The organism is Streptomyces sp. P9-A4 (assembly GCF_036634195.1).
GTDB lineage: Bacteria > Actinomycetota > Actinomycetes > Streptomycetales > Streptomycetaceae > Streptomyces.
Genome location: NZ_JAZIFY010000002.1, coordinates 493,226 through 513,927, shown reverse-complemented (window position 1 = coordinate 513,927; position 20,702 = coordinate 493,226). Strand labels below are relative to the sequence as shown.

At 72.9% G+C, this 20,702-nt stretch carries 19 protein-coding genes; 6 read left to right on the top strand and 13 right to left on the bottom strand.

The features are described 5' to 3' along the window. The first annotated feature begins 79 nt into the window (after nucleotides 1–79). Nucleotides 80–1,594 (top strand): alpha/beta fold hydrolase, encoded by a 1,515-nt coding sequence (locus V4Y03_RS32955; RefSeq protein WP_332437629.1) that lies wholly within the window; start codon nucleotides 80–82, stop codon nucleotides 1,592–1,594. A 36-nt stretch (nucleotides 1,595–1,630) separates the two neighbouring features. Here the strand turns inward: V4Y03_RS32955 and V4Y03_RS32950 are convergent, their stop codons facing one another. The 5 genes from V4Y03_RS32950 to V4Y03_RS32930 are packed head-to-tail and all read right to left on the bottom strand — an operon-like array spanning nucleotide 1,631 to nucleotide 6,894. Beyond that, entirely contained in the window at nucleotides 1,631–2,434 is an 804-nt protein-coding gene (locus tag V4Y03_RS32950) for an ABC transporter ATP-binding protein (RefSeq protein ID WP_332437780.1), read from the bottom strand. Between the two features lie 5 nt (nucleotides 2,435–2,439). Further along, nucleotides 2,440–3,426, bottom strand: coding sequence for an ABC transporter ATP-binding protein (locus V4Y03_RS32945; protein ID WP_317876097.1), 987 nt, complete (start codon nucleotides 3,424–3,426; stop codon nucleotides 2,440–2,442). A 5-nt stretch (nucleotides 3,427–3,431) separates the two neighbouring features. Continuing rightward, complete coding sequence (locus V4Y03_RS32940) at nucleotides 3,432–4,304, bottom strand: ABC transporter permease (protein ID WP_317876096.1); 873 nt, start codon at nucleotides 4,302–4,304, stop codon at nucleotides 3,432–3,434. Next, nucleotides 4,301–5,254, bottom strand: coding sequence for an ABC transporter permease (locus tag V4Y03_RS32935; protein WP_317876095.1), 954 nt, complete (start codon nucleotides 5,252–5,254; stop codon nucleotides 4,301–4,303). The genes V4Y03_RS32940 and V4Y03_RS32935 overlap by 4 nt, the downstream gene beginning before the upstream one ends. Further along, nucleotides 5,254–6,894: an ABC transporter substrate-binding protein gene (locus V4Y03_RS32930; protein ID WP_332437628.1), complete on the bottom strand. Its 1,641-nt coding sequence runs from the start codon at nucleotides 6,892–6,894 to the stop codon at nucleotides 5,254–5,256. Before V4Y03_RS32930 ends, V4Y03_RS32935 begins: the two co-directional genes overlap by 1 nt. Before the next feature lie 131 nt (nucleotides 6,895–7,025). On the opposite strand from V4Y03_RS32930, the gene V4Y03_RS32925 reads away from it, so the two are divergent. Next, nucleotides 7,026–8,108: a LacI family DNA-binding transcriptional regulator gene (locus V4Y03_RS32925; protein ID WP_332437627.1), complete on the top strand. Its 1,083-nt coding sequence runs from the start codon at nucleotides 7,026–7,028 to the stop codon at nucleotides 8,106–8,108. On the opposite strand, the gene V4Y03_RS32920 is transcribed toward V4Y03_RS32925, so the two are convergent. Beyond that, a complete protein-coding gene (locus V4Y03_RS32920) occupies nucleotides 8,075–9,709 on the bottom strand; it encodes an amidohydrolase (protein ID WP_332437779.1) in 1,635 nt (544 codons plus the stop codon). The two genes, V4Y03_RS32925 and V4Y03_RS32920, sit on opposite strands and share 34 nt — an antisense overlap. Before the next feature lie 95 nt (nucleotides 9,710–9,804). Here V4Y03_RS32920 and V4Y03_RS32915 point away from each other — a divergent pair, with 95 nt between their 5' ends. Beyond that, complete coding sequence (locus V4Y03_RS32915; protein ID WP_332437626.1) at nucleotides 9,805–10,527, top strand: TetR/AcrR family transcriptional regulator; 723 nt, start codon at nucleotides 9,805–9,807, stop codon at nucleotides 10,525–10,527. 115 nt (nucleotides 10,528–10,642) lie between these two features. Here the strand turns inward: V4Y03_RS32915 and V4Y03_RS32910 are convergent, their stop codons facing one another. Genes V4Y03_RS32910 through V4Y03_RS32895 form a run of 4 tightly spaced genes read right to left on the bottom strand, consistent with a single transcriptional unit; the run spans nucleotide 10,643 to nucleotide 14,490 of the window. After that, nucleotides 10,643–11,098, bottom strand: coding sequence for a MaoC family dehydratase (locus tag V4Y03_RS32910; protein WP_317876091.1), 456 nt, complete (start codon nucleotides 11,096–11,098; stop codon nucleotides 10,643–10,645). 33 nt (nucleotides 11,099–11,131) lie between these two features. Then, nucleotides 11,132–12,658: an acyl-CoA synthetase gene (locus V4Y03_RS32905; protein WP_332437625.1), complete on the bottom strand. Its 1,527-nt coding sequence runs from the start codon at nucleotides 12,656–12,658 to the stop codon at nucleotides 11,132–11,134. 9 nt (nucleotides 12,659–12,667) lie between these two features. After that, entirely contained in the window at nucleotides 12,668–13,540 is an 873-nt protein-coding gene (locus V4Y03_RS32900; RefSeq protein WP_317876089.1) for an amidohydrolase family protein, read from the bottom strand. 11 nt (nucleotides 13,541–13,551) lie between these two features. Further along, on the bottom strand, nucleotides 13,552–14,490 hold the full coding sequence (locus V4Y03_RS32895; protein WP_332437624.1) for an SDR family NAD(P)-dependent oxidoreductase: 939 nt from the start codon (nucleotides 14,488–14,490) through the stop codon (nucleotides 13,552–13,554). Between the two features lie 157 nt (nucleotides 14,491–14,647). Here V4Y03_RS32895 and V4Y03_RS32890 point away from each other — a divergent pair, with 157 nt between their 5' ends. From V4Y03_RS32890 to V4Y03_RS32880, 3 genes are all read left to right on the top strand, one after another. Then, nucleotides 14,648–15,571 carry a PaaX family transcriptional regulator gene (locus V4Y03_RS32890; protein WP_332437623.1) on the top strand — a complete coding sequence of 308 codons (924 nt, stop codon included), beginning with the start codon at nucleotides 14,648–14,650 and terminating at the stop codon, nucleotides 15,569–15,571. A gap of 184 nt (nucleotides 15,572–15,755) precedes the next feature. Continuing rightward, on the top strand, nucleotides 15,756–17,150 hold the full coding sequence (locus tag V4Y03_RS32885) for an NAD(P)/FAD-dependent oxidoreductase (RefSeq protein WP_332437622.1): 1,395 nt from the start codon (nucleotides 15,756–15,758) through the stop codon (nucleotides 17,148–17,150). 191 nt (nucleotides 17,151–17,341) lie between these two features. Next, nucleotides 17,342–17,647, top strand: a complete 306-nt coding sequence (locus tag V4Y03_RS32880) for a hypothetical protein (protein ID WP_332437621.1) — start codon at nucleotides 17,342–17,344, stop codon at nucleotides 17,645–17,647. 24 nt (nucleotides 17,648–17,671) lie between these two features. Here the strand turns inward: V4Y03_RS32880 and V4Y03_RS32875 are convergent, their stop codons facing one another. From V4Y03_RS32875 to V4Y03_RS32865, 3 genes are all read right to left on the bottom strand, one after another. Further along, nucleotides 17,672–18,421 carry a dienelactone hydrolase family protein gene (locus V4Y03_RS32875; RefSeq protein WP_332437620.1) on the bottom strand — a complete coding sequence of 250 codons (750 nt, stop codon included), beginning with the start codon at nucleotides 18,419–18,421 and terminating at the stop codon, nucleotides 17,672–17,674. A 162-nt stretch (nucleotides 18,422–18,583) separates the two neighbouring features. Next, nucleotides 18,584–19,345, bottom strand: a complete 762-nt coding sequence (locus tag V4Y03_RS32870) for a 4'-phosphopantetheinyl transferase family protein (RefSeq protein WP_317877889.1) — start codon at nucleotides 19,343–19,345, stop codon at nucleotides 18,584–18,586. Nucleotides 19,346–19,352: 7 nt separating this feature from the next. Next, nucleotides 19,353–20,609, bottom strand: coding sequence for an MFS transporter (locus tag V4Y03_RS32865; protein WP_317877890.1), 1,257 nt, complete (start codon nucleotides 20,607–20,609; stop codon nucleotides 19,353–19,355). Between the last annotated feature and the right edge of the window lie 93 nt (nucleotides 20,610–20,702).

Below are 20,702 nucleotides of genomic sequence, written 5' to 3'. Positions count from 1 at the left end.
CTCCCGGACTTGAATCTCCCGCAGGGGGAGTTCCTAGCGTGGCGGCACAGCGACCCACTGATGTGCCGAGGAGACGACCATGACGGCGTTCGTGCTGGTGCCGGGCCCCTTCACCGGAGGCTGGGTGTGGGAGGAGGTGGCCGCCCTGCTGCGGGAGGCGGGAGCCGAGGCGTACCCGGTGACCCTGCCCGGTCTCGGAGAGCGGAGGGACGAAACCGGTGCCGGTGCCGATCTGGAGACGCACGTCGAGTACCTCGCGCGGCTGGTCGACGGGATCGACGCACCCGAGGTGGTCCTCGTGGGGCACGGCTACGGCCTGTTCCCGGTGTTCGGCGCCGCCGACCGGCGCGCCGGCCGCGTCGCCCGGATCGTCTCGATCGACACGGCCCTCCCCGAGAACGGCGCGGCCTGGGTGGACTCCGCACCCGACCCCGAGGTCCGCGCACGACTGGCCGAGGCGGCCCGCAGCGGCGAGGACATCGCGTCGGTCGCGCCGCCGCAGCCGGGCGGCTGGGCGCGCTGGGGCAGTACCGAAGGGGTTCCGGCCGAGGCGCTGGAACGGCTGGTGCGCCTCGCCGTGCCCCAGCCGGCCGGCACGCTCACCGGGCCGCTCCGGCTGACCGGTGCGGCGGCCGCGCTGCCGTCCACGGGCATCCTGTGCACCGGAAACGGGGGCAGCGTCGACCTGGTGCGGATGCTGGTCGAATCGGGGCCGCCGCAGTTCCTCGCGCTCGCCGAGGACCGGGTGCGCTTCCTCGAAGTCGACACCGGCCACTGGCCGATGCTCTCGGCCCCCGTCGTCCTCGCCGGGGCGCTGCTGCGCGCGGCGGCCGGGGAGGGGCACCGGGTGAACGCACCGGAGGAGGTGCACGAGCGGCCCGCGCACGACCTGCCGTTCCTCCTCGACGTGCCCGAAGGGCGCAGGGAACGCCGGGGCAGGGTCGATCTCCATCTGCCGGCCGGCGACCGGCCCCGGCCCGCCGTGGTCTTCGTGCACGGCGGGCCCGTCGCCCCCGACCAGCGGCCCACCCCGCGCGACACCCCGTTCTTCCTCGGGTACGGCCGCTACGCGGCGAGCCTGGGCGTGGTCGGTGTGACCCTGGACCACCGGCTGCACGGTCTCGCGGACTACCCGCTCGCCGCCGAGGACCTGGCCGAGGCCGTCGCGCTGGTGCGCGCCGACCCGCGGGTCGACGGGGACCGGATCGCGCTCTGGTTCTTCTCCACGGGCGGGCTGCTCGCGGCGGACTGGCTGGCCGCGCCCCCGCCGTGGCTGCGGTGCCTGGCCGCGACCTACCCCGCCCTGGCGCCACTGCCCGGCTGGCGGACGGTGGAGTCCCGCTTCCGGCCGGTGGCGGCGCTCGGCCCGGCGGCCGGGCCGCCGGTCGTGCTGACCCGGGCCGGACGCGAACACCCGGCCTTCACGGCGACGGTCGAGGAGTTCCTGACCGCCGCCGTGAAGCACGGCACCGACGTCGAGATCGTCGACGTGCCGAACGGCCACCACGGCTTCGAGGTGACCGACCGCACCGAGGAGTCCCGCGAGGCCGTGGAACGGGCGATGCGTGCCGTCCTCGACCGGCTGCGGGACTGATGTGCGCCTCAGGGGAACGCGCCGGACAGCGCGTCGCTACGCTCCGTCCCCGCGCGTCCGCAGCTCTTCCGGGGACCAGCCTCGCCTCGGCACGGAGGCCAGGAGGAGCCGGGTGTACGGGTGCTCCGGGGCGTCCAGGACCCGCGCGGTCGGGCCCGCCTCCACCACCTGGCCGGACTTCAGCACCATGACGTCGTCCGCGATGTGCCGGACCACCGCCAGGTCGTGGGTGACGAAGAGGTAGCCGATGCCGGCCTCGCGCCGGATCGTGGCCAGCAGGTCCAGGATCTGGGCCTGGATCGACACGTCGAGCGCCGCGACCGCCTCGTCGAGGACGAGCACCCGGGGCTCCACGGCGAGGGCGCGCGCGATGGCGACCCGCTGCCGCTGTCCGCCGGAGAGGCCCCGGGGGAAGGCGCTCGCCTCGCGGGAGCCGAGGCCCACCTGGTCGAGGAGTTCACCGACCCTGGCCGCACGGGCGGCGTTGTCCAGGTCGGTGTGCAGACGCAGTACCTCGTCGAGGCAGCCGGACACGGTGATCCGGGGGTCGAGCGAGAGGTACGGGTCCTGGAACACCATCTGGATCTCGCGGGCCCTGGCCAGCCGTTCGGCCCGGCCTCGGGGCCGGGTGGAGCGGTCCCGGCCGTCGAGGCGGACGCTGCCGCCGTCGGGGCGCTCCAGACCGACGAGCATCCGGACGGTCGTCGTCTTGCCGCTGCCGGACTCCCCGACGATCGCCAGGGACTTGCCCGGTGCCAGAGTGAAGGACACGTCGTCGACCGCGGTGTGGTCGCCGTACCGCTTCCGCAGGCCCTCGACGACGAGGCCCTCCTTCGTCAACACGGTCACAGCGTGATCCCTTCTTCGGCGCGGTGGCAGGCGGCGAATCCGTCGCCGTGCCGGGCGAGCACGGGTGCCTCCTCGGTACATCGCGGCAGCGCGTGGGCGCAGCGCGCGGCGAAGGCGCAGCCGGGCGGTGTCTCGGCCAGGGAGACGGGCCGTCCCGGGATGGGCCGGGGCGCGGGGCTGCCCGGTTCGATGCTCGGCGTGCAGGCGAGCAGGCCCGACGTGTACGGGTGGCGGGGCCGGTCGAACAGCTCGTCGGTGCCCCGCGTCTCCACGATCCGGCCCGCGTACATCACGTACACGCGGTCGCAGACGGCGGCGGCCAGTTCGAGGTCGTGGGTGACGAAGAGCATGCCCGTGCCGCGCTCGGCCCGCAGGCGGGTCAGGATCCGGATGATCTCCGCCTGGGTCGTGACGTCCAGGGCGGTCGTCGGCTCGTCGGCGACGAGCAGCGCGGGTTCGGAGGCGAGCGCCGCGGCGATGACCACGCGCTGGAGCATGCCGCCGGAGAACTCGTGCGGCCGGCGGCGCAGGGCGCCCTTCGGGTCCCGGATGCCGACCGCTTCGAGCAGCTCCAGGGCCCGAGCGGTGGCCGCGGCCGGCGGGGTGCCCGCCGCGCGCAGTCCCTCGGTGAGGAAGTCGCCGACGCGGCGGAGCGGGTTCACGGAGGCCCGCGGGTCCTGGAAGACCATGGAGACCTGCCGGGCCCGCAGCTCGGCCAGCTCCGTGCGGTTCATCGCGAGCACGTCACGGCCGGCGACCCGGACCTCGCCGGTGGTGCGGGCGCCCCCGGGCAGCAGCCCGAGGACGCTGCGGCAGGCCACCGACTTCCCGGAGCCGGACTCGCCGACCAGACCGACGCTCTCGCCGGCCCCGACCCGCAGGCTGACGCCGTCCAGGATGGGCCGTCCGGCGCGGCCCTCGGGGAGCCGGACGTCGAGCCCGTCGATCTCCAGGACCGGGGTCGTGCCGCTGTGTTCCTTCATGCCGTTCACCGCTCACGCTTCGCGATCCGGTCGGCGAGTCCCTCGCCGACGATGCCGAACGCCACCACGGCGAGCACGATGCACGCGGAGGGCGCGAGGGCGGGCAGCATCGCCCCCTGCTGGACGGCCGACTGGCCTTCGTTGATCATGGCGCCCCAGTCGGCGGTCGGCGGCTGCACGCCGAAGCCGAGGTAGGAGAGCGCGGCGAGGTCCATCAGCGCGTACCCGAAGTTCATCGCGGACTGGGCGAAGACCGTCGGGGCGATGTTCGGAAGCAGGTGGCGCACGCAGACGGTCCACCCGGACCAGCCCTGCACCCGGTACGCCTCGATGTACGGGCGGGCCTTCTCCTGGCGGGCGATGCCGCGCACCAGACGGCCGACGTACGGCATGTACGCCACCGCCATGGCGATCACCGGGGCGGTCATCCCGGAGCCGACGACGGTCACGAGCAGGATGGCGAGGAGCAGCCCGGGGATCGCGAAGACCATGTCCATCGAGCGGGACAGGATCGTGTCCGCCCAGCCGCCGCGCCAGGCCGCCACGATGCCGACCAGGGTGCCGAGGAGGGTGGACACGGCGACGACGAGCAGCGGTCCGAGGAGTCCGGTGCGGGCGCCGTAGAGCAGCCGGGACAGGATGTCCCGCCCGGACTGGTCAGTGCCGAGGAGGTGGTCGGAACTGGTCCCGACGAGGCTCGACGAGAGGTCGAGGGCCTCGGGGTCGTACGGGGCGAGTACGGGGGCGAGGAGGGCGACCAGGACGAGGCCGACGAGCACCGCGACCGAGACCGTGAAGAGGGGGCCCTGGCCGAGGACGCGCAGCCGGCGGAGACCGGGCCTGCGGTACGGCACCGTGGAGGTGGTGGTGGTGGTCATGAGGAGCCTTCCCCGTGGAGCGACAGCCGGGGGTCGATGAGGGGCGCGAGAAGGTCGACGAGGAGGTTCACGAGGACGAAGGCGGCGACGCTGAGCAGGGTGATCGCCTGCACGACCGCGAAGTCCTGGGCCGTCACCGACGACACGAGCAGCGAGCCGAGTCCGGGCACGTCGAAGGCGGTCTCGACGATCGAGGTGCTGATGAGGAGGCCGGCGAGCATCGTGCCGCCGACCGTGACGACCGGACCGAGGGCGTTGCGCAGGACGTGCCGGCGGACCACGGTCCGGCCCGCGACACCGCGGGCGCGGGCCACCTCGACGTGCTCCCGGCCGAGCTCGTCGAGCATCGCCGTACGGGTGACCCGGGCGAGCAGTCCCGCGAAGGTCATCGCCAGGGCGAAGGCGGGCAGGGTCAGGTGGTAGATCTGCTGGGAGAAGCCCACCGGGGTGCCGCCGGGGCCGGGGAACCAGCCCAGCTGCACCGAGAAGAGCGACACCAGCGCGATGGCGGTCACGAAGGACGGGGTCGCCGTGGCGACGCCCGTGCCGATGAGCACCGTCCGGTCCAGCGGGCCGGGGCGCAGCGCGGCGAGGATGCCGGAGCCCACGCCGATCAGGGCGACGAGCAGCGCCGCGTACGCGACGAGGAGGGCCGTGCCGGGCAGCCGGGAGGCGATCAGGTCGGTCACGTCCTGGTGGAACTGGGCGGAGGTGCCGAAGTCGCCCGTGAGGACGCCGCCGAGCCACTTCGCGTACTGGACGGCCATCGGGTCGTCCAGGTGGTACTGGGTGCGCAGGGCCGCCACGGCCTCAGGCGTCGCGGGGCGGCCGTGGAGCAGGAAGGTCACCGGGTCGCCGGGGGCCAGGTGGATGGCGCCGAAGACCACGAGTGAGGTCACGAACAGCACCGCCACCAGCCCGAGGAGCCGGCCGACGAGGTATCGGGTCATTACTTCGCGGCCCCGATCGTCGCGGCCCACGGGTAGTACAGCTGGGCTATGCCGGTGGGGGCACCGGTGATGCGCTTGCCGAGGAAGACCGAGTAGGGCGCCTCGAACACGGAGAGGATCGGCAGCTCGCGCAGTGCGATCTTCTGGAGCTCGGCGGTCTTGTCGGCGCGCTTGGCGGTGTCGGGCTCCGAGTTGGCCCGGTCGAAGGCGACGTCGTACTCGGCGTTCGACCAGTTGCCGTAGTTCCCGAAGTCCCCGGTGCGCAGGTACTGGTAGAACTCCAGCGCGTCCGGCGTGTTGTCGTACCCCTGGGTGATGACCAGGTCGAGCCCTTCGCGCGCGTTCGGGTCGACGAAGATGTTGCTGTACGCCTCGGGGGCGACGGACTTCAGCTTGACGTCGAGGCCGATCTTGCGGCCGGCGTCCTGGACGGCGTTGGCGACGACGCTGATCTCGGGCGCGAGCGTGCTGGTCGCCAGGGTGATGGTGCGGCCGGAGACACCGGCCTCCTGGATGAGCTTCTTGGCGGCCTCGATGTCGTACACGGGCTCGGGCAGCGTGTCGTAGATCGCGGCGGTCTTCTCCGGGGACAGAGCCCAGGCGCCGCGTGCGGCGGGAGCCTTGGCGGGGACGCCGACACCGCCGGCGGCGGCCTTGATGATGTTCTTCCGGTCGAGCGCCATGGAGAGGGCCTGGCGGACCTTGAGGTTGCCGAGCGGGCCGTGGAAGTCGAGCACGGCGATGTTCGACGCGGCGGTGTTCGGGCCGAAGATGAGCGAGCCCTTGCCGCTGGAGCGCAGCTTGTCGTAGGAGTTCGACGCCACCATGTACCCGCCGTCGGAGGTGCCCGACAGGAACGCGCTGGTGCGGGCCGCCGGGTCCTCGATGAAGTTGAACTTCACGGACTCGGACTTGGCGGTGAGCTTCGGGTCCCAGTAGGCGGCGTTCTTCTTGAGCGTGATGCCCGAGCCGGCGTCCCACGACGCGAGGGAGAAGGGGCCGGTGCAGTTCACCCCGCCCTTGGGAGTGCCGTAGTCCTTGCCGGCCTTCGCGAGGTAGGCGGCGCTCTCGATGGTGCCGGGGGAGGCGGCCATCAGCTCGTTCAGCAGGATGTCGGCCTTGCCGAGGCGGAGGGTCACCTCCAGCGGGCCGGTCTTCTCGATCGCGTCGACGTTCTTGAAGACGGAGCCCCAGGGGGAGCCGGTGGCCGGGTCCATCTGTCGCTTGAGCGAGGCGACGACGTCGTCCGCGGTCATGGTGGTGCCGTCATGGAACTTCACCCCGGGGCGCAGCGTGTAGACGAGGGTGCGCGGGTCCGGCTGGGTGTACTTCAGGGCGAGACCGGGCTCGATCTTCATGTCGGGGGTGACACGGAAGAGCTGCTCGCACACGTTCGCGAGGACGGTGTTCGGCGGGTAGTCGTACGCGAGGGCGTAGTCGAGCGTGTACGGCTCGGCGTACAGCGACCAGGTGAACGAGTCCAGGTTGCCCTTGGCGGGCGGCGAGAGGGGGGTGACCTCGAAGTCGGCGCCGGTGCCGCCGACGGCCGGCCGCGGGGCCGTGGCGCCGGAGCAGGCGGCGGTGGTGGCCGCGAGAGCGGCGGTACAGGCGAGAAGCGCGATGGCTCGGGGCATGCGCATGCAGACCCACCCCTTTACGGGTGTAGTGACGGGCGCTGGGGGATGGAGCGAGTATTGATGCGGGAACGTTCCCGCACAAGGGTTTGCGGGAACGGTTTTCCGCAGGTCGCGAGGGTGGGAGCATCATTTTCATGACTGATGTCCCACAGCCCGGAGGGCAGCCCTCGCCGCCCCTACCGCGCGTCCGCCTGATCGACGTGGCCCGCGAGGCGGGGCTGTCCAAGACGACTGTCTCGGCGGCGCTCAACGGCACCGGAAGGCTCTCCCCCGAAGTCCGGGAGAAGGCCCGCGACACCGCGCGCAGAATGGGCTACCGGCCCAACGCCACCGCGCGGCACCTGCGCGCGGGACGGGCCCGGTTGATCGGATACGTGATCGGGGAGTTCGCGGACGCCCCGTGGAGCTTCCTGGAGTCCCCGTACTTCGCCCGGCTGACCGCGGCGACCTCGGCGACCGCGCTGCGACGCGGCTACGCCGTGGTGCTGCTGCCCGCCGGCTCCCTGCAGAGCGAATGGGCCGACCTGTCACTCGACGCGGTGATCGTCGCCGATCCCGTCGCCGACGACGTGGTCGTGGAGGACCTGATCGCCGCCCGCATCCCGGTGTTCAGCGACCGTTCGGTCGAAGGACGGCCGGGTGCGTACTGGATCGACGTCGACGCGGGTGCCGCCGTGTGCGAGACCCTGGACCACCTCCGCGACCAGGGTGCCCGGCGGCCGGTGCTCGTCGTGCCCGACAGCACCACCCGCTTCCACACCGAGGTCGTCGCCGCCCACCGCGCGTGGTGCGCCGCGCACGGCCTGCCGGAGCGGGTCGTGCGCGTCGGCGCGGCGGGCAACGGTCACGTCGTACGGGCCGTGGAGACCGCCCTCGAGGGGGCCGGGAAGGACCGCCCCGACGCCCTCCTGGTCGTGGCCGAGGCGAGCCCGCCCCTCGTGCTGGAGGCGGCGCGCCGCCACGGTTACGAGGTTCCCGGCGACCTCCTCGTCGTCTGTGTGAGCGAGGACGTCACCGCCGAGCACACCACGCCGTCCGTGACCACCCTGAGCCTGCGGCCCGAGGCGGTCGCGGAGGCGGGCATCGAGCACCTGGTGGCGGTCCTGGAGCACGGTCTCCGCGAGGTGCCCGGGGAGATCGTCCCGACCCGCCTCCACGTACGGGAGTCGTCGGTCGGGACCGGTCAGACGGAGTGCACGAGCCGGCCGCCGACATAGGTCTGCTCGACCTTGGCCTCCGCGATCTCCTCCGGCGGCGCCGTGAGGATGTCGCGGTCCAGGACGACCAGGTCGGCGAGGTTGCCGGCCTGCAGGCTGCCCGTGTTGTCGAGACCGTTCACATGGGCGGTGCCGGCCGTGTAGGCGGTGAGCGCGGTCACCAGGTCGAGTCGCTGCTCGGGGTAGAAGACCCTCGGGTCGGTGGACTCGGGCTCGCGGCGGTTCACGGCCACGTGGATGCCCGCGATCGGGTCGGGGCTGCTGACCGGCCAGTCGCTGCCGGCGGCGAGCGTGGCACCGGCCCGCAGCAGGTCTCCGAACGGGTACTGCCAGGCGGCGCGCTCCGGGCCGAGGAACGGGATCGTCAGCTCGTCCATCTGCGGCTCGTGCGCCGCCCACAGCGGCTGGATGTTGGCGATGGCGCCCAGCTGCGCGAAGCGCGCCAGGTCGTCGGGGTGGACCACCTGGAGGTGGGCGAGGTGGTGGCGGTTGCCGCGGCGCCCGTTGGCCGTCACGGCGGCCTCGATCGCGTTCAGGGCCTCCCGTACCGCCCGGTCGCCCAGGGCGTGGAAGTGGACCTGGAAGTCCAGGGCGTCCAGCTCGGTCACGTAGCCGCGCAGCGCCTCGGGGTCGACGAAGCTCAGGCCGGAGTTGCCGGTGGCGCAGCCACAGCCGTCGAGGTAGGGCGTGGTCATCGCGGCGGTGAAGTTCTCCGCCACGCCGTCCTGCATGATCTTCACCGAGGTCGCGCGGAACCGGCCGGTGGTCAGCTTCTCGCGGCGGGCGACCAGCTCGGGGATCTGCTCGGCACCCCGCGCCCGGTCCCACCACAGCGCGCCGGTCACCCGGGCGGTGAGCGAACCGTCGAGCGCGGCCGCCACGTAGGCGTCCGAGGGGTCCGGCTGGCCGTTGAGCGAGCCCAGCATGGCGTCCTGCCAGGCGGTGATGCCCAGCGAGTGCAGCAGCCGCTGCGCCCGCAGCAGACCGGCGATGCGGTCCTTCGGCGTGCTGGCCGGGAGCAGCCGGGAGACCAGCGCCGTGGCGCCCTCCTGGAGCATGCCGCTGGGGGTGCCGTCCGCCTCGCGCTCGATGCGGCCGTCGGCCGGGTCGGGGGTGTCGGCCGTGATGCCCGCCAGCTCCAGCGCCCGGGTGTTCGCCCAGGCGCCGTGGTGGTCGCGGTTCGACAGCAGGACCGGCCGGTCCGGGACGACGGCGTCCAGCAGCTGCCGGGTCGGCAGCCCGCCCTCGAAGCTCTCCATCGACCAGCCGCCGCCGGTGATCCAGGCGCGGTCCGGGTGTGCCTCGGCGTAGGCGCGGATCAGGTTCACGTAGTCGTCGACACCGACCGTCTCGGTCAGATCGCACTCGGCCAGTTCCACGCCGGCGAACACCGCGTGCACGTGGGCGTCCTGGAAGCCGGGGACCAGCAGCTTCCCCGTCAGGTCCACGACCTCGGTGCTCGGGCCGATGAGCTCGCGCACCTCGTCGTGGCCCACGGCCACGATCCTGTCGCCGACGACGGCGAGGGAGGACGCCCGGGTACGGGCGGGGTCCGCGGTGAAGACGGGACCCCGGGTGAAGACCAGATCGGCCTTGGCCATGCGCATGCTCCAGAACGTGAGGCGGCGGTTGGTGTGGCGCCATGGAAGCGGGAATACCGTTTACACGTCAATGGTGTTGACGTAAGGTCCCGGCCATGTCCGAACGTGTGGTTCCCGAAGGAAGCCGGCAGCGCCGCAGGCCCACCAAGCAGGGCGCCGTCCTCTCCGAGCAGCTGATCGTCGACACGGCGCTGCGCCTGGTCGCCCAGCACGGCACCGAGGCGCTGTCGGTACGGAGGCTGGGCGCCGCGCTCGGTGCCGACCCGAGCGCGCTGTACCGCTATTTCCGCAACACCGACGCCCTGCTCCTCGCCCTCGCGGACGAGCTGATCGGCCGGGCGCAGGAGGGGTGGACGGAGACGGGGGACTGGCGGGAGGACCTGCGCTCGATGGGGCTGCGGATCCACGCCTGCTACCTCTTGCACCCCCAGGCGGCGGTCCTGGCGGCGTACCGCACCACGGGACGCCCGCACGAGACCCAGGCCGTCGAGCGGATCCTCGGCATACTGCGCACGGCGGGCTTCCCGGACCCCCTCGCCGTGCGGATCTACCACGCGTTCGTCGACCAGGCCCTCGCCTTCGCGGCACAGGACGCCGCTTCGCTCGCCCTGCCGAAGGCGGCGAGGGAGGCGGACGACGCGGTGTGGCACGCGGTGTACGGCAGGCTGTCGCCCGAGACCCATCCGAACGTCGCGGCGACCTTCCCGCTGCTCGCGGCGGACATGGTCGACAGCGGCTACCCCTTCGCCCTGGAACTGACGCTGGGCGCGATGGCGGGGCTGCTGCCGCCGGGGGTGTCGGACCCGCTGAGGGCATGACGGAACCCCGAAGTGCGCGACGGGACTCCGGAAGGGCATGACGGAACCCCGAAGGGCGCGGCCGCTTCGCGCGGTCGCGCCTTCCGGGTTCCGGTGGATCGGGCGAAGAGGCGGATCAGGCGAAGAAGCGGTACACCGCCTGCGCCACGCACGCCGGCTTGGCGACGCCGTCGATCTCCACGGTCAGGTCCACGACGACCTCGACCCCGCCCTTGACGTCCTCGACGGACACCACACGGCCGTGCGTACGGATCTTCGAGCCGACGCGCACGGGAGAGGGGAAGCGGACCTTGTTGAGGCCGTAGTTGACGGCCATGGACACGCCCTCGACCTGGAGCAGCTCGGTCCACATCGGGATGAGCAGCGAGAGCGTCAGATAGCCGTGGGCGATCGTGCCGCCGAACGGGCCGGCCGCGGCGCGCTCCGCGTCGACGTGGATCCACTGGTGGTCGTCGGTGGCGTCGGCGAAGGTGTCGACCCGGGGCTGGGCGATCTCGACCCAGGAGCTGTGGCCGAGGTCGGCTCCGGCCTGGGCCTTGATCTCGTCGATGCCGTGGACGGTGAGGGACATGGTGGTACTCCTTGATGGTGCGGAACTAAGAGGTCACTGACCGGCGCCGTATCGGGCCCGGATGGGGCCCTTGAGCAGCTTTCCGGTGGCGTTGCGGGGGAGTTCGGGAGCGAGGACCACGCTCCGCGGGATCTTGTAGCGCGCGAGCCGGCCCTCCAGGTGGGCGATCAGCTGCTCGGCGGTGACGGAGGCCCCCGCCCGGGTCACGACGACGGCCCGGCCCACCTCGCCCCAACGGGCGTCCGGCACGCCGATGACGGCCGCCTCGGCGACGTCCGGGTGTCCGAGCAGGGCGTCCTCGACCTCGGCCGGGTAGATGTTCTCCCCGCCCGAGATGATCATGTCCTTGAGGCGGTCGACGAGCCGCACGTAGCCGTCCTCGTCGACCGTGGCGACATCGCCCGACCGGAAGAGCCCCCCGTCGCGGAAGGCCGCGGCGGTCGCTTCCGGAAGGTTCCAGTAGCCCGGGGTCACGTTCGGCCCCGCGACGACGACCTCGCCCTTCTCGCCGGGCGCCGCCTCCTCGCCCGAGGGCAGGAGAACGGCCACATCGGTGAAGAAGTGCGGCACGCCCGCCGAGCCGGCCCGGGTCAGCGAGTCGGCCCGGTCCAGGATGAGGGCGCCGGGCGCCGTCTCCGTCATGCCGTACCCCTGGACGAAGGCGAGGCCCCGGTCCAGATAGGCGTGGGCGGTGCGGGTCGGCACCGGGGCACCGCCGCACAGCAGGGTGCGCAGACTGGTCAGGTCCGTGCTCCCCCAGCCGGGGGCCGCGGCCATCGCGTCGTACATCGTCGGTACGCCGAACATACGGGTCACCCGGTGCCGCTCCACCAGCCGCAGGACGCGGTCCGGGTCGAAGGCGGACTCCAGGAGGACCGTGCCGCCCTTGAGCAGCATGGGGAGGCAGCTCATGTTCAGCGCCGCCGTATGGAACAGCGGCGCGGACACGAGAGTCACCTCGTCGCCCGCGAGATCGGTGTCCACGAGGACGTTGAGGCTGTTCCAGATGATGTTGCCGTGGGTGAGCACCGCGCCCTTGGAACGTCCGGTGGTGCCCGAGGTGTACATGATGAGGCAGACGTCGTCGTGCCCCACCTCCTCGTCGAGCGGCTCCGTCGACGCGGCGGCGAGCAGTTCCTCGTACGGCAGACCCGGCCCCGCCGCCACGGCGACGACGGTCTCGACCGTCGTCGCGTCGCCGCCGGTCAGCTCCGTGATCCGCTCGTCGGGCTGTCCGGCGTGGACCAGGACCCGGCTGCCGGAGTCGGCCAGCTGATGGGTCAGCTCCGGTACGGCGAGACGGGTGTTGAGCGGGACGAAGACAGCGCCGAGGAGGCCGGTCGCGAAGAGCGTCTCCAGATACGCGGGATGGTTCGGGCCCAGGTACGCCACCCGGTCCCCGCGGCCGACCCCGGCACCGCGCAGCGCGTGCGCGAGCCGGGTGCAGCGCTCGTGGAGCTCCGCGTAGTCGGTGGACCGGCCGTCGTGCAGCAGGGCGGTGCGCCGCGGGGTCCTGCGGTCGCGGCGGGCGGGCCAGGAGCCGATGCCCTGGTTGCGCATGGGTACTCCTCAGTGTCCGGTGAGCCCGAGCAGCACGGCGGCGTTCCCCTTGAGGATCTTCGGCCGGACCTCGTCCTTGATCGGGAGGTCGGCGAAGTCGGCCAGCCAGCGGTCCGGGGAGAGCAGCGGGTAGTCGGAGCCGAACAGCACCTTGTCCTTCAGGAGCGTGTTGGCGTACCGCACGAGCTGCGGCGGGAAGTACTTCGGGGACCAGCCGGACAGGTCGATGTACACCTGGGGCTTGTGCGTGGCCACCGCGAGCGCCTCGTCCTGCCACGGGAACGACGGATGGGCGAGGACGATCCGCATCCCGGGGAAGTCCGCGGCGACGTCGTCCACGTCCATCGGGTTGGAGTACTTGAGCCGGATGCCACCGCCGCCGGGGGCGCCCGCGCCGATTCCCGTCTGGCCGGTGTGGAAGACCGCGATGGCGCCGGCCTCCTCGATCGCCTCGTACAGCGGGTACGCCATGCGGTCGTTGGGGTGGAAGGCCTGGATGTTCGGGTGGAACTTGAAGCCCTTGACCCCGAACTCCTCGACGAGCCGCCGGATCTGACGGACCGCCGCCTTCCCCTTGTACGGGTCGACCCCCGCGAACGGGATGATCACGTCGGGGTTGGCGAGGGCCGCCTCGGCGATCTCCTCGTTCGGCACCGGCGGGGTGCCGGTGGCGGACTCCGCGTCCACGGTGAAGACCACGCACGCCATCCGGCGCTCGCGGTAGTACGCGGCGATCTCCGGAAGCGTCGGGTGGCGGTGCTCCGCCTTGAAGTACGCGCCCGCCGCGGCGTCGAGCTCGGCGGAGAGCGACGCCCCGCCCTTCTCGGACACCTCGGCGTGGGTGTGCATGTCGATGGCGACGAGCTCGTCGAGGTCCAGCATGCCGGGTCCCTTCACAGCTTCGGGGCGGGGATGCCGAAGGTCTCGGGGGTGCGCCCGACGGTCGACGGCCAGGCGGCGGCGATGGCCTCCGCGCTCCAGCCCCCGTCGGCGTAGGCCACCGACACCTCCTGCGGGTGCGACCACAGGGCGAGCTTGTCGCCGCCGATGCCGACGCACTGGCCGGTGATGCCGGCCGAGGCCTCCGAGGCGAGGAAGGTCACCAGGCCGGCGACGTCCTCGGGCGTACCGAAGCCCTCGCCCTTGCGCAGGCTGTCGGGGAAGGCGATGCCCTCCTGCTCCAGGGCCTCGACGTGCGGGGCGAAGACGGGGATCGTCTTGGTCATCGCGGTCGCGGCCACCGGGATGACGGCGTTCGCGGTGATGCCGGCCTTCGCCAGCTCCATCGCCCAGGTGCGCACCATGGCGGCGATGCCGGCCTTGGCTGCGGCGTAGTTGGTCTGGCCGAAGTTGCCGCGCTGGCCGGCCGGGGAGCCGGCGACCACGATCCGGCCGCCCTCGCCCTGGGCGCGCATGCGCTCGACGGCGGCGCGGACGCAGGTGAAGGTGCCGCGCAGGTGCACCTCGACGACGGTGTCGAAGTCGTCGTCGGTCATCTTCCAGAGCACCCGGTCCCGCAGGACTCCGGCGTTGGTGACCATGGCGTCGATGCGGCCGTAGCTGTCGACCGCGCGGGCGACCAGGGCCTCGGCGGCCTCGGTGGAGCCGACCGGCACGACCTCGGCGACGGCGCGGCCGCCGTCGGCGGTGATCAGGCGCACGGCGTCGGCGGCGGCCTCGGCGTCCACGTCGTTGACGACCACGGCGGCGCCGACGGCGGCCAGCGAGCGGGCGTAGGCGAGACCGAGTCCGCGGCCGCTGCCGGTGACGACGGCGACCTTGCCGGTGAGGTCCACGCGGGCGGGGTGGGCCGAGAGATCCAGATCAGTCATGAGCGGGGGTCCTTCCGTAGGCCGGGTGCGGGGCGCGCGAGGAGCCGCGGCCAGGAACACGCACCGACGGCGCCAAAGCTAGGCACTTTCTCGTCTGCGGTCAATCAACTGCCGAATATTGATGTTCGAGGCCGGTCCGCGCGCCTACGCTGTCCCCGTGATCCCTCCCGCCCCGGAACAGGGACCCGAATCCGGCCCGGAGACGGCCGGACGCGGAGTCCCTCCCCGCCCCCAGTCCCTGATGCTGAGCTTCTTCGGCATTCATGTCCTCGGCACCGGCACCGCCCTGTCCTCGGCGAGCGTCATCGACGCCTTCGCCAGGGTCGAGGTGGGTGAGGACGCCGTCCGCTCGACCCTCACGCGCATGGTCGGCCGAGGCCTGCTGGCCCGGCACCGGCGCGGCCGCAGGATGTACTTCTCGCTCACCGCCCGCGCCGCCCAGGTCCTCGCCGACGGCCAGGAGAGGGTCCGGCGCACGGGCGCCGTGAACGACGACTGGGACGGCACCTGGACCCTGGTCGGCTTCTCGCTGCCCGAATCCTGGCGCCGGGAACGCCACGACCTGCGCTCTCGCCTCGTCTGGGCGGGCTTCGGGCCCGTGCAGAGCGGCCTCTGGGTCGCACCCGGCCGCGTCGAGGTCGCCCCCATCGCCGCGGAACTCGGGCTCGGCGACCGTATCAAGGCCTTCCATGGCGAGGTCGCCGCGCCCACCGAGGCGGGACCCCTGCTCCGTACCGCCTTCGACATCGACGCCATCGCCGGGGAGTACCAGGACTTCCTGGCGCGCTGGGGCGAGGGCGCCACCCCCGCCGAGGCCCGGGACGACCTGGGCCGGCTGCTCCTGCTGCACACCGACTGGCTCGACCTGGTCCGGCGCGACCCGCACCTGCCGGCCGAGCACCTGCCCGCCGACTGGCCGGCGGTGGGCGCGGAGGCGCTGTTCCGCGAGCTCTCCGGACGCTACGAGCCGGGGGCGCGGCGGATCGCGGAGGAGATCCTCGACCGCTGGGAGCCGCCGGAGGAGCCTGAGCCGCCGGAGGGGTCCGGGAAGCGGAAGAAGTCGGTGGAGCCGGGGGTGTAACCCGTCCGGGGCTTCGCCCGCCGCGGACGAAGCCCCAGGTGGGCGCCCCGGCGGCACCCCGGGGGCGTCCGGTCGGGGCTCTTATGTCAACACCCTTGACCTTGCTGTGCGCGGCGGAGTCTCATATCGGCAATTCGGAGGTTTCCCCTCGCCCGGGGCGCCTCCGCGAACCGAAGGAACGCCCATGGACCCCCTCGCCTCGCTCCGGGACGCCGCCCCCACCCCGTTCTGGCTCGACGACCCCCGCCGCCCACAGCCCGCCCCCGCCCTCGTCGGCGGCACCACCTGCGACCTCCTGGTGGTCGGCGGCGGCTACACCGGACTGTGGACCGCGCTCCGCGCCAAGGAGCGCGACCCCAACGCCGATGTGGTCCTCGTCGAGGCGGACGAGATCGGCGGCGCCGCCTCCGGCCGCAACGGAGGATTCTGTGAGGCGAGCCTCACCCATGGCCTCGAGAACGGCATCCAGCGCTGGCCCGACGAGATCGGCCTCCTGGAGCGGCTCGGCCGCGAGAACCTCCAGGGCATGCAGGACACCCTGGAGCGGTACGGCATCGACTGCGACTGGGAGCGCACCGGCTCCTTCGCCGTGGCCACCGAGCCCCACCAGGTCGAATGGCTCGCGGAGGGAGTCGAGGCCTCCGCCCGCTACGGCGGCAACGCGGTGTTCCTCGACGCCGACGCCATGCGCGCCGAGATCAACTCCCCGACCTTCCTCGCCGGCCTGTGGAACAAGGACGACGTGGCCATGGTCAACCCGGCCCGGCTCGCCTGGGGCCTCAAGCAGGCCTGCCTCGGCCTCGGCGTCCGCATCCACGAACGCACCCCCGCGACCTCGCTCGAAGAGCAGGGTGCCGTGGTCACCGTCGGCACCCCCTACGGCCGGATCACCGCCGGCCGCGTCGCGCTCGCCACCAACGCGTTCCCCTCCCTGCTCCGGCGCCACCGCCCGTACACGGTGCCCGTGTACGACTACGCGCTGATGACCGAGCCGCTCTCCGAGGAGCAGCTCGCCGCCGTGGGCTGGAAGAACCGCCAGGGCTTCGCGGACAGCGCCAACCACTTCCACTACGTGCGGCTCTCCGCCGACAACCGCATCCTGTGGGGCGGCTACGACGCGATCTACAACTACCGGGGCCGGGTCCGTGCCGAGCACGACCGGCGGCCCGAGACGTTCGCCACGCTCGCGCGGCACTTCTTCACGACCTTCCCGCAGCTCGAAGGCATCCGATTCACCCATTCCTGGGGCGGAGCCATTGATACGAGTACACGCTTCTGTGTCTTCTTTGACACGAGTCACCGCGGCAAGGTCGCCTACGCGGCGGGGTTCACCGGCCTCGGCGTCGGCGCCACGCGCTTCGGCGCGGACGTGATGCTCGACCTGCTGTCCGGCGAGAGCACCGAGCGGACCGGACTGGAACTCGTACGACGCAAGCCCCTGCCGTTCCCGCCCGAGCCGATCCGCTCGGTCGGGATCAACATCACCACCTGGGCCATGACCCGCGCCGACCACAACCAGGGCCGACGCAACCTCTGGCTGCGCACCCTCGACCGCTTCGGTCTCGGCTTCGACAGCTGAGCGGAGAGCAGCACCGCCCGCTCTCTTCCTCCGCTGCGCGTCATCCGCGCCGCACCCCGCTCCGGGGCGCGGCGCGGCAGGAGACCCGGATGAACGGACCCGACGTCCGGCCGACCGCACCGGCGACTCCGGAACCGGCCCGCACGGCCGCCGGAGCCTCTTCCGGCTGATGCCCGGCCGACTACCCCGACGTGGGCACGGGCCACCCCGCCGGCCCGCCGCGCCGGACGGGCATCGGCCATGGGCAGGCCGTCCGGCACGCGTACGAGCAGGTCGGCGAGGACTCCTTCGCCATCGGCCTCGGCCCGTGCGAGGAGGTGCCCGGCGAGCAGTGCACCGAGACCCGCGCGGACTCCGACTCCACCGCCCTCTTCCGGGACGGCCGGATCTCCGTCACCCCGGTGACCGCCGACCGCACCTACGGCGTCAAGGCACCGAACCCCGCCACGCTGCGGAAGCTCCGCACGTACGTCGAGCACGAGGCTCCCCGCCGCTGAACCGGACGCCCGCCGGGCGGGATCTCAGCCGTTCTTCAGGGCGCGGTCGAGCAGCGGGAGCAGCCGCTCCCAGTGGCGCCGCGTCCCGGAGGCGCTGAACGCGTCGGTGTCGGCCATGGTGAAACCGTGGACGGTGTCGGGGTAGACCTCAAGGGTGTGGCGTACCCCCGCGGTCTCCAGGGTCCGCCCGAGCTTCCCGCAGGCTTCGGGCGACAGGTCGTTCACCGCGAGACCGAAGTGCACCTCGGCGGTCACCTTCGGGGCGAGCAGGTGCGGGCTGTCGGGTCCGTCGGTCACCAGGGTGCCGGGGTGGAACCCGGCGACGGCGGCCACCCGGTCGGGGTGCGCCGCCGCCGTGCGCAGCGCGAGGACGGCGCCCATGCAGTAGCCGGTCACGGCGACCGGGCCGGCGTCGACCTCGGGCCGCGAGGCGAGGAACCCGAGGTAGGCGTCGGCGTCGCGCAGGACGCGCTCGGTGGTGAGCGCCTCGACGAACGGCATCAGCCGGGCGAACAATCCGGGCCTGGCCTCCGCCGAGAGGTACTCGGGAAGCTCGACCACCGGCGCCGGACCGTGCCGGTAGTAGAGGTTGGGGGCGAGCACGTAGTACCCGTGCCCGGCCAGTTCACGGGCGATGGCCTCGATCGCCGGCCGCAGACCGATGGCGTCCGGGTACAGCAGCACCCCGGGCCGGCGCCCGCCGCCTTCGGGGAAGGCGACGAAGGCGTCGGCCTCGCCGTCGGGCATGGGAATCCGCAGCGTCTCGGTGTGCATGGGGTACGTCCTTCCAGGGGCTCACGCCAGTAGATCACCGGGCAGGAGCCCACGACCAGCGGGTTCAGGACCGGGGCGGACGAGAACAAGCCGTCGGGGAAGGCCTGTTCCCGCCGTCGCCCGACCCGCCCCGAGGTCGGCCGGTACGACCCCGCCCCCGGCTCACGGCAGGCTCAGCGCCACCGCCGCGCAGTGTCCCGAAGGGACGATGACGTCGGTGAGGGACCAGCCGGGCGGCGCGGCGGGTACCGGCCCCGAACCGACGTAGTCCGCGGCCGGATCCTCGGACAGACCCACCCCCAGGCCCTTCAGATACGCCTCCTTGCGCGTCCATACCCGGGTGAAGGCGAGGGCGCGTTCGGCCTCGGGCAGCGCGGCGAGTTCCGCCGCCTCCCGGGGGTGCAGGACGTCGGCGGTCTCGGCGACCGTCTCCGGCGGCGGCACCGCCTCCACGTCCACGCCCACCGGGCTGGTCGCGAAGGCGAGCAGGCTCAGCCCCTCGCAGTGGGAGAGCGAGAAGTGCAGCGCGTCCCCCGGCAGCACCGGCCGGCCGTGCGGCTCCCCGCACCCCGGGCACGGCGCGCGCGAGACGGTCACCGCACGGGGCGCGAGGCCGAGGTACGCGCCCAGGAGCCGGCGCAGCCCCACATGGGCGCAGAGATACGCGTCCCGGTCCGCCTCGCGCAGGAACTCCGCGGCACGCGCCAGTTCCTGACGGTCCAGCAGAGACGGGGCGTACCGGGCGGCGGTCACCCGGTGGGCCGCCGTGTCGACCAGCCACACCTGTGGCGCGCCGGGCACCGGCGAGGAGGCCGGCGGCGGAGCCACGTACACGGCGGCCAGTGAGGCGGGTGCCAGCGCGGGCGCGGCGGCGAGCGGGGACGGCGGGGGCTTCGGAGGCGAAGTGGTGATCAGTTCGGTCATGGCGTCCTCACACCGTGGCGGGGGAGTCGTCGGGAACGGGAACGGCGGCGGCCGGAACGTCTGCCGAGGCCGGGGCGCGCAGCGCGAACAGCGCGAAGACCGGGGAGAGCACGGCCACCGCCCCGCAGAGCAGCCAGGTCTGCTGGACCCCGAGGCCCAGCGAGACCGTGCTGAACAGGGCGATGGACACCGGCGCCGTTCCGATGCCGGCCAGTGCGAGGGTGGACATCGCCGCCCCCATGTGCCCCTCGGGCGAAGCCTGCTGATAGACCGTCACGATCGCCGGACCGTTCAGCCCGGACAGCAGGCCCACCCCGGCGGCCACCGCCGCCAGCGTGACCACAGAGGGCATCAGGGCCATCACCACGATGCCCACGGCCAGGCCCGCGCCGCTCACCACCAGCCGGGCGAACAGTGGGATGCGATGCGCGAAGACCGCGCCGAGCGCGCTCGAAGCGAGCGCCCCCGCCCCGAAACAGGCGAGGACGCCACCGACCGCGGCGACCCCCCAGCCGTGATCGGTCACGAGCAGCGGCAGCGCCACCTCGGCCGGCCAGCTGAAGGCCAGGTCCATGGTGAAGGAGGCCAGGAACATCCACCGCAGCCGGGGATGCGCCGCGAGCAGCCGGAAACCGTCACCGGAACGCTTCACCAGCGACACCCCGGGCTCCCGGCGCGGCCGGGTGAAGCCCCGGGTGACGTACGAGGCGCACCCCAGCCATACGGCGCAGCTTCCCGCGGCCACCGCGAGCGCCACCCACAGGTGCCCCACGGTGATGAGCCAGGCCCCGGCGGGCGCGCCGGCGATCGGGGCGACGCGGAGCACCATCCCGTACAGCGAATTGGCGCGGGCCAGGTGCTCGCGGGCGGCGAAGTGCGGCAGGAGCACCCCGGACGCGGGACCGGTCAGGCCGAGCAGCGACCCCTCGACGACGGCGACGAGAGCGAGCGGCCAGAGCCGGTCGGTCTCGGCCACCACCAGGGCGCCGGCCGCGAGGACCGCCACGCGCGCCGACGTGGCCCGCAGAATGACGATCCGGGGACCGAGGACGTCCGCGACCGCGCCCCCGAAGATCAGCATCAGGGCCCGGGGGACGGTCGCCGCCAGCATGAGGAGGGTGACGGCCCGGGTGCCCCCGAGCTGGACGGCGGTCCAGTTCATGGCGATGAGCAGGGCGAAACTGCCGCCCTGGACCGCGGCCTGGCCGCCCACGAGGGCGCCCACCTTGCCCCAGTGCACGGTCGCCGGGGATGTCGTGGCCATGGGTGCTCTTTCTCTCGGTGTCACGCGGTCTTCGGGAAGGGGGAGGGACTGGAGGAGTGGCATGCGCGGGTGCGGATGTCGACAGTGGTGCGG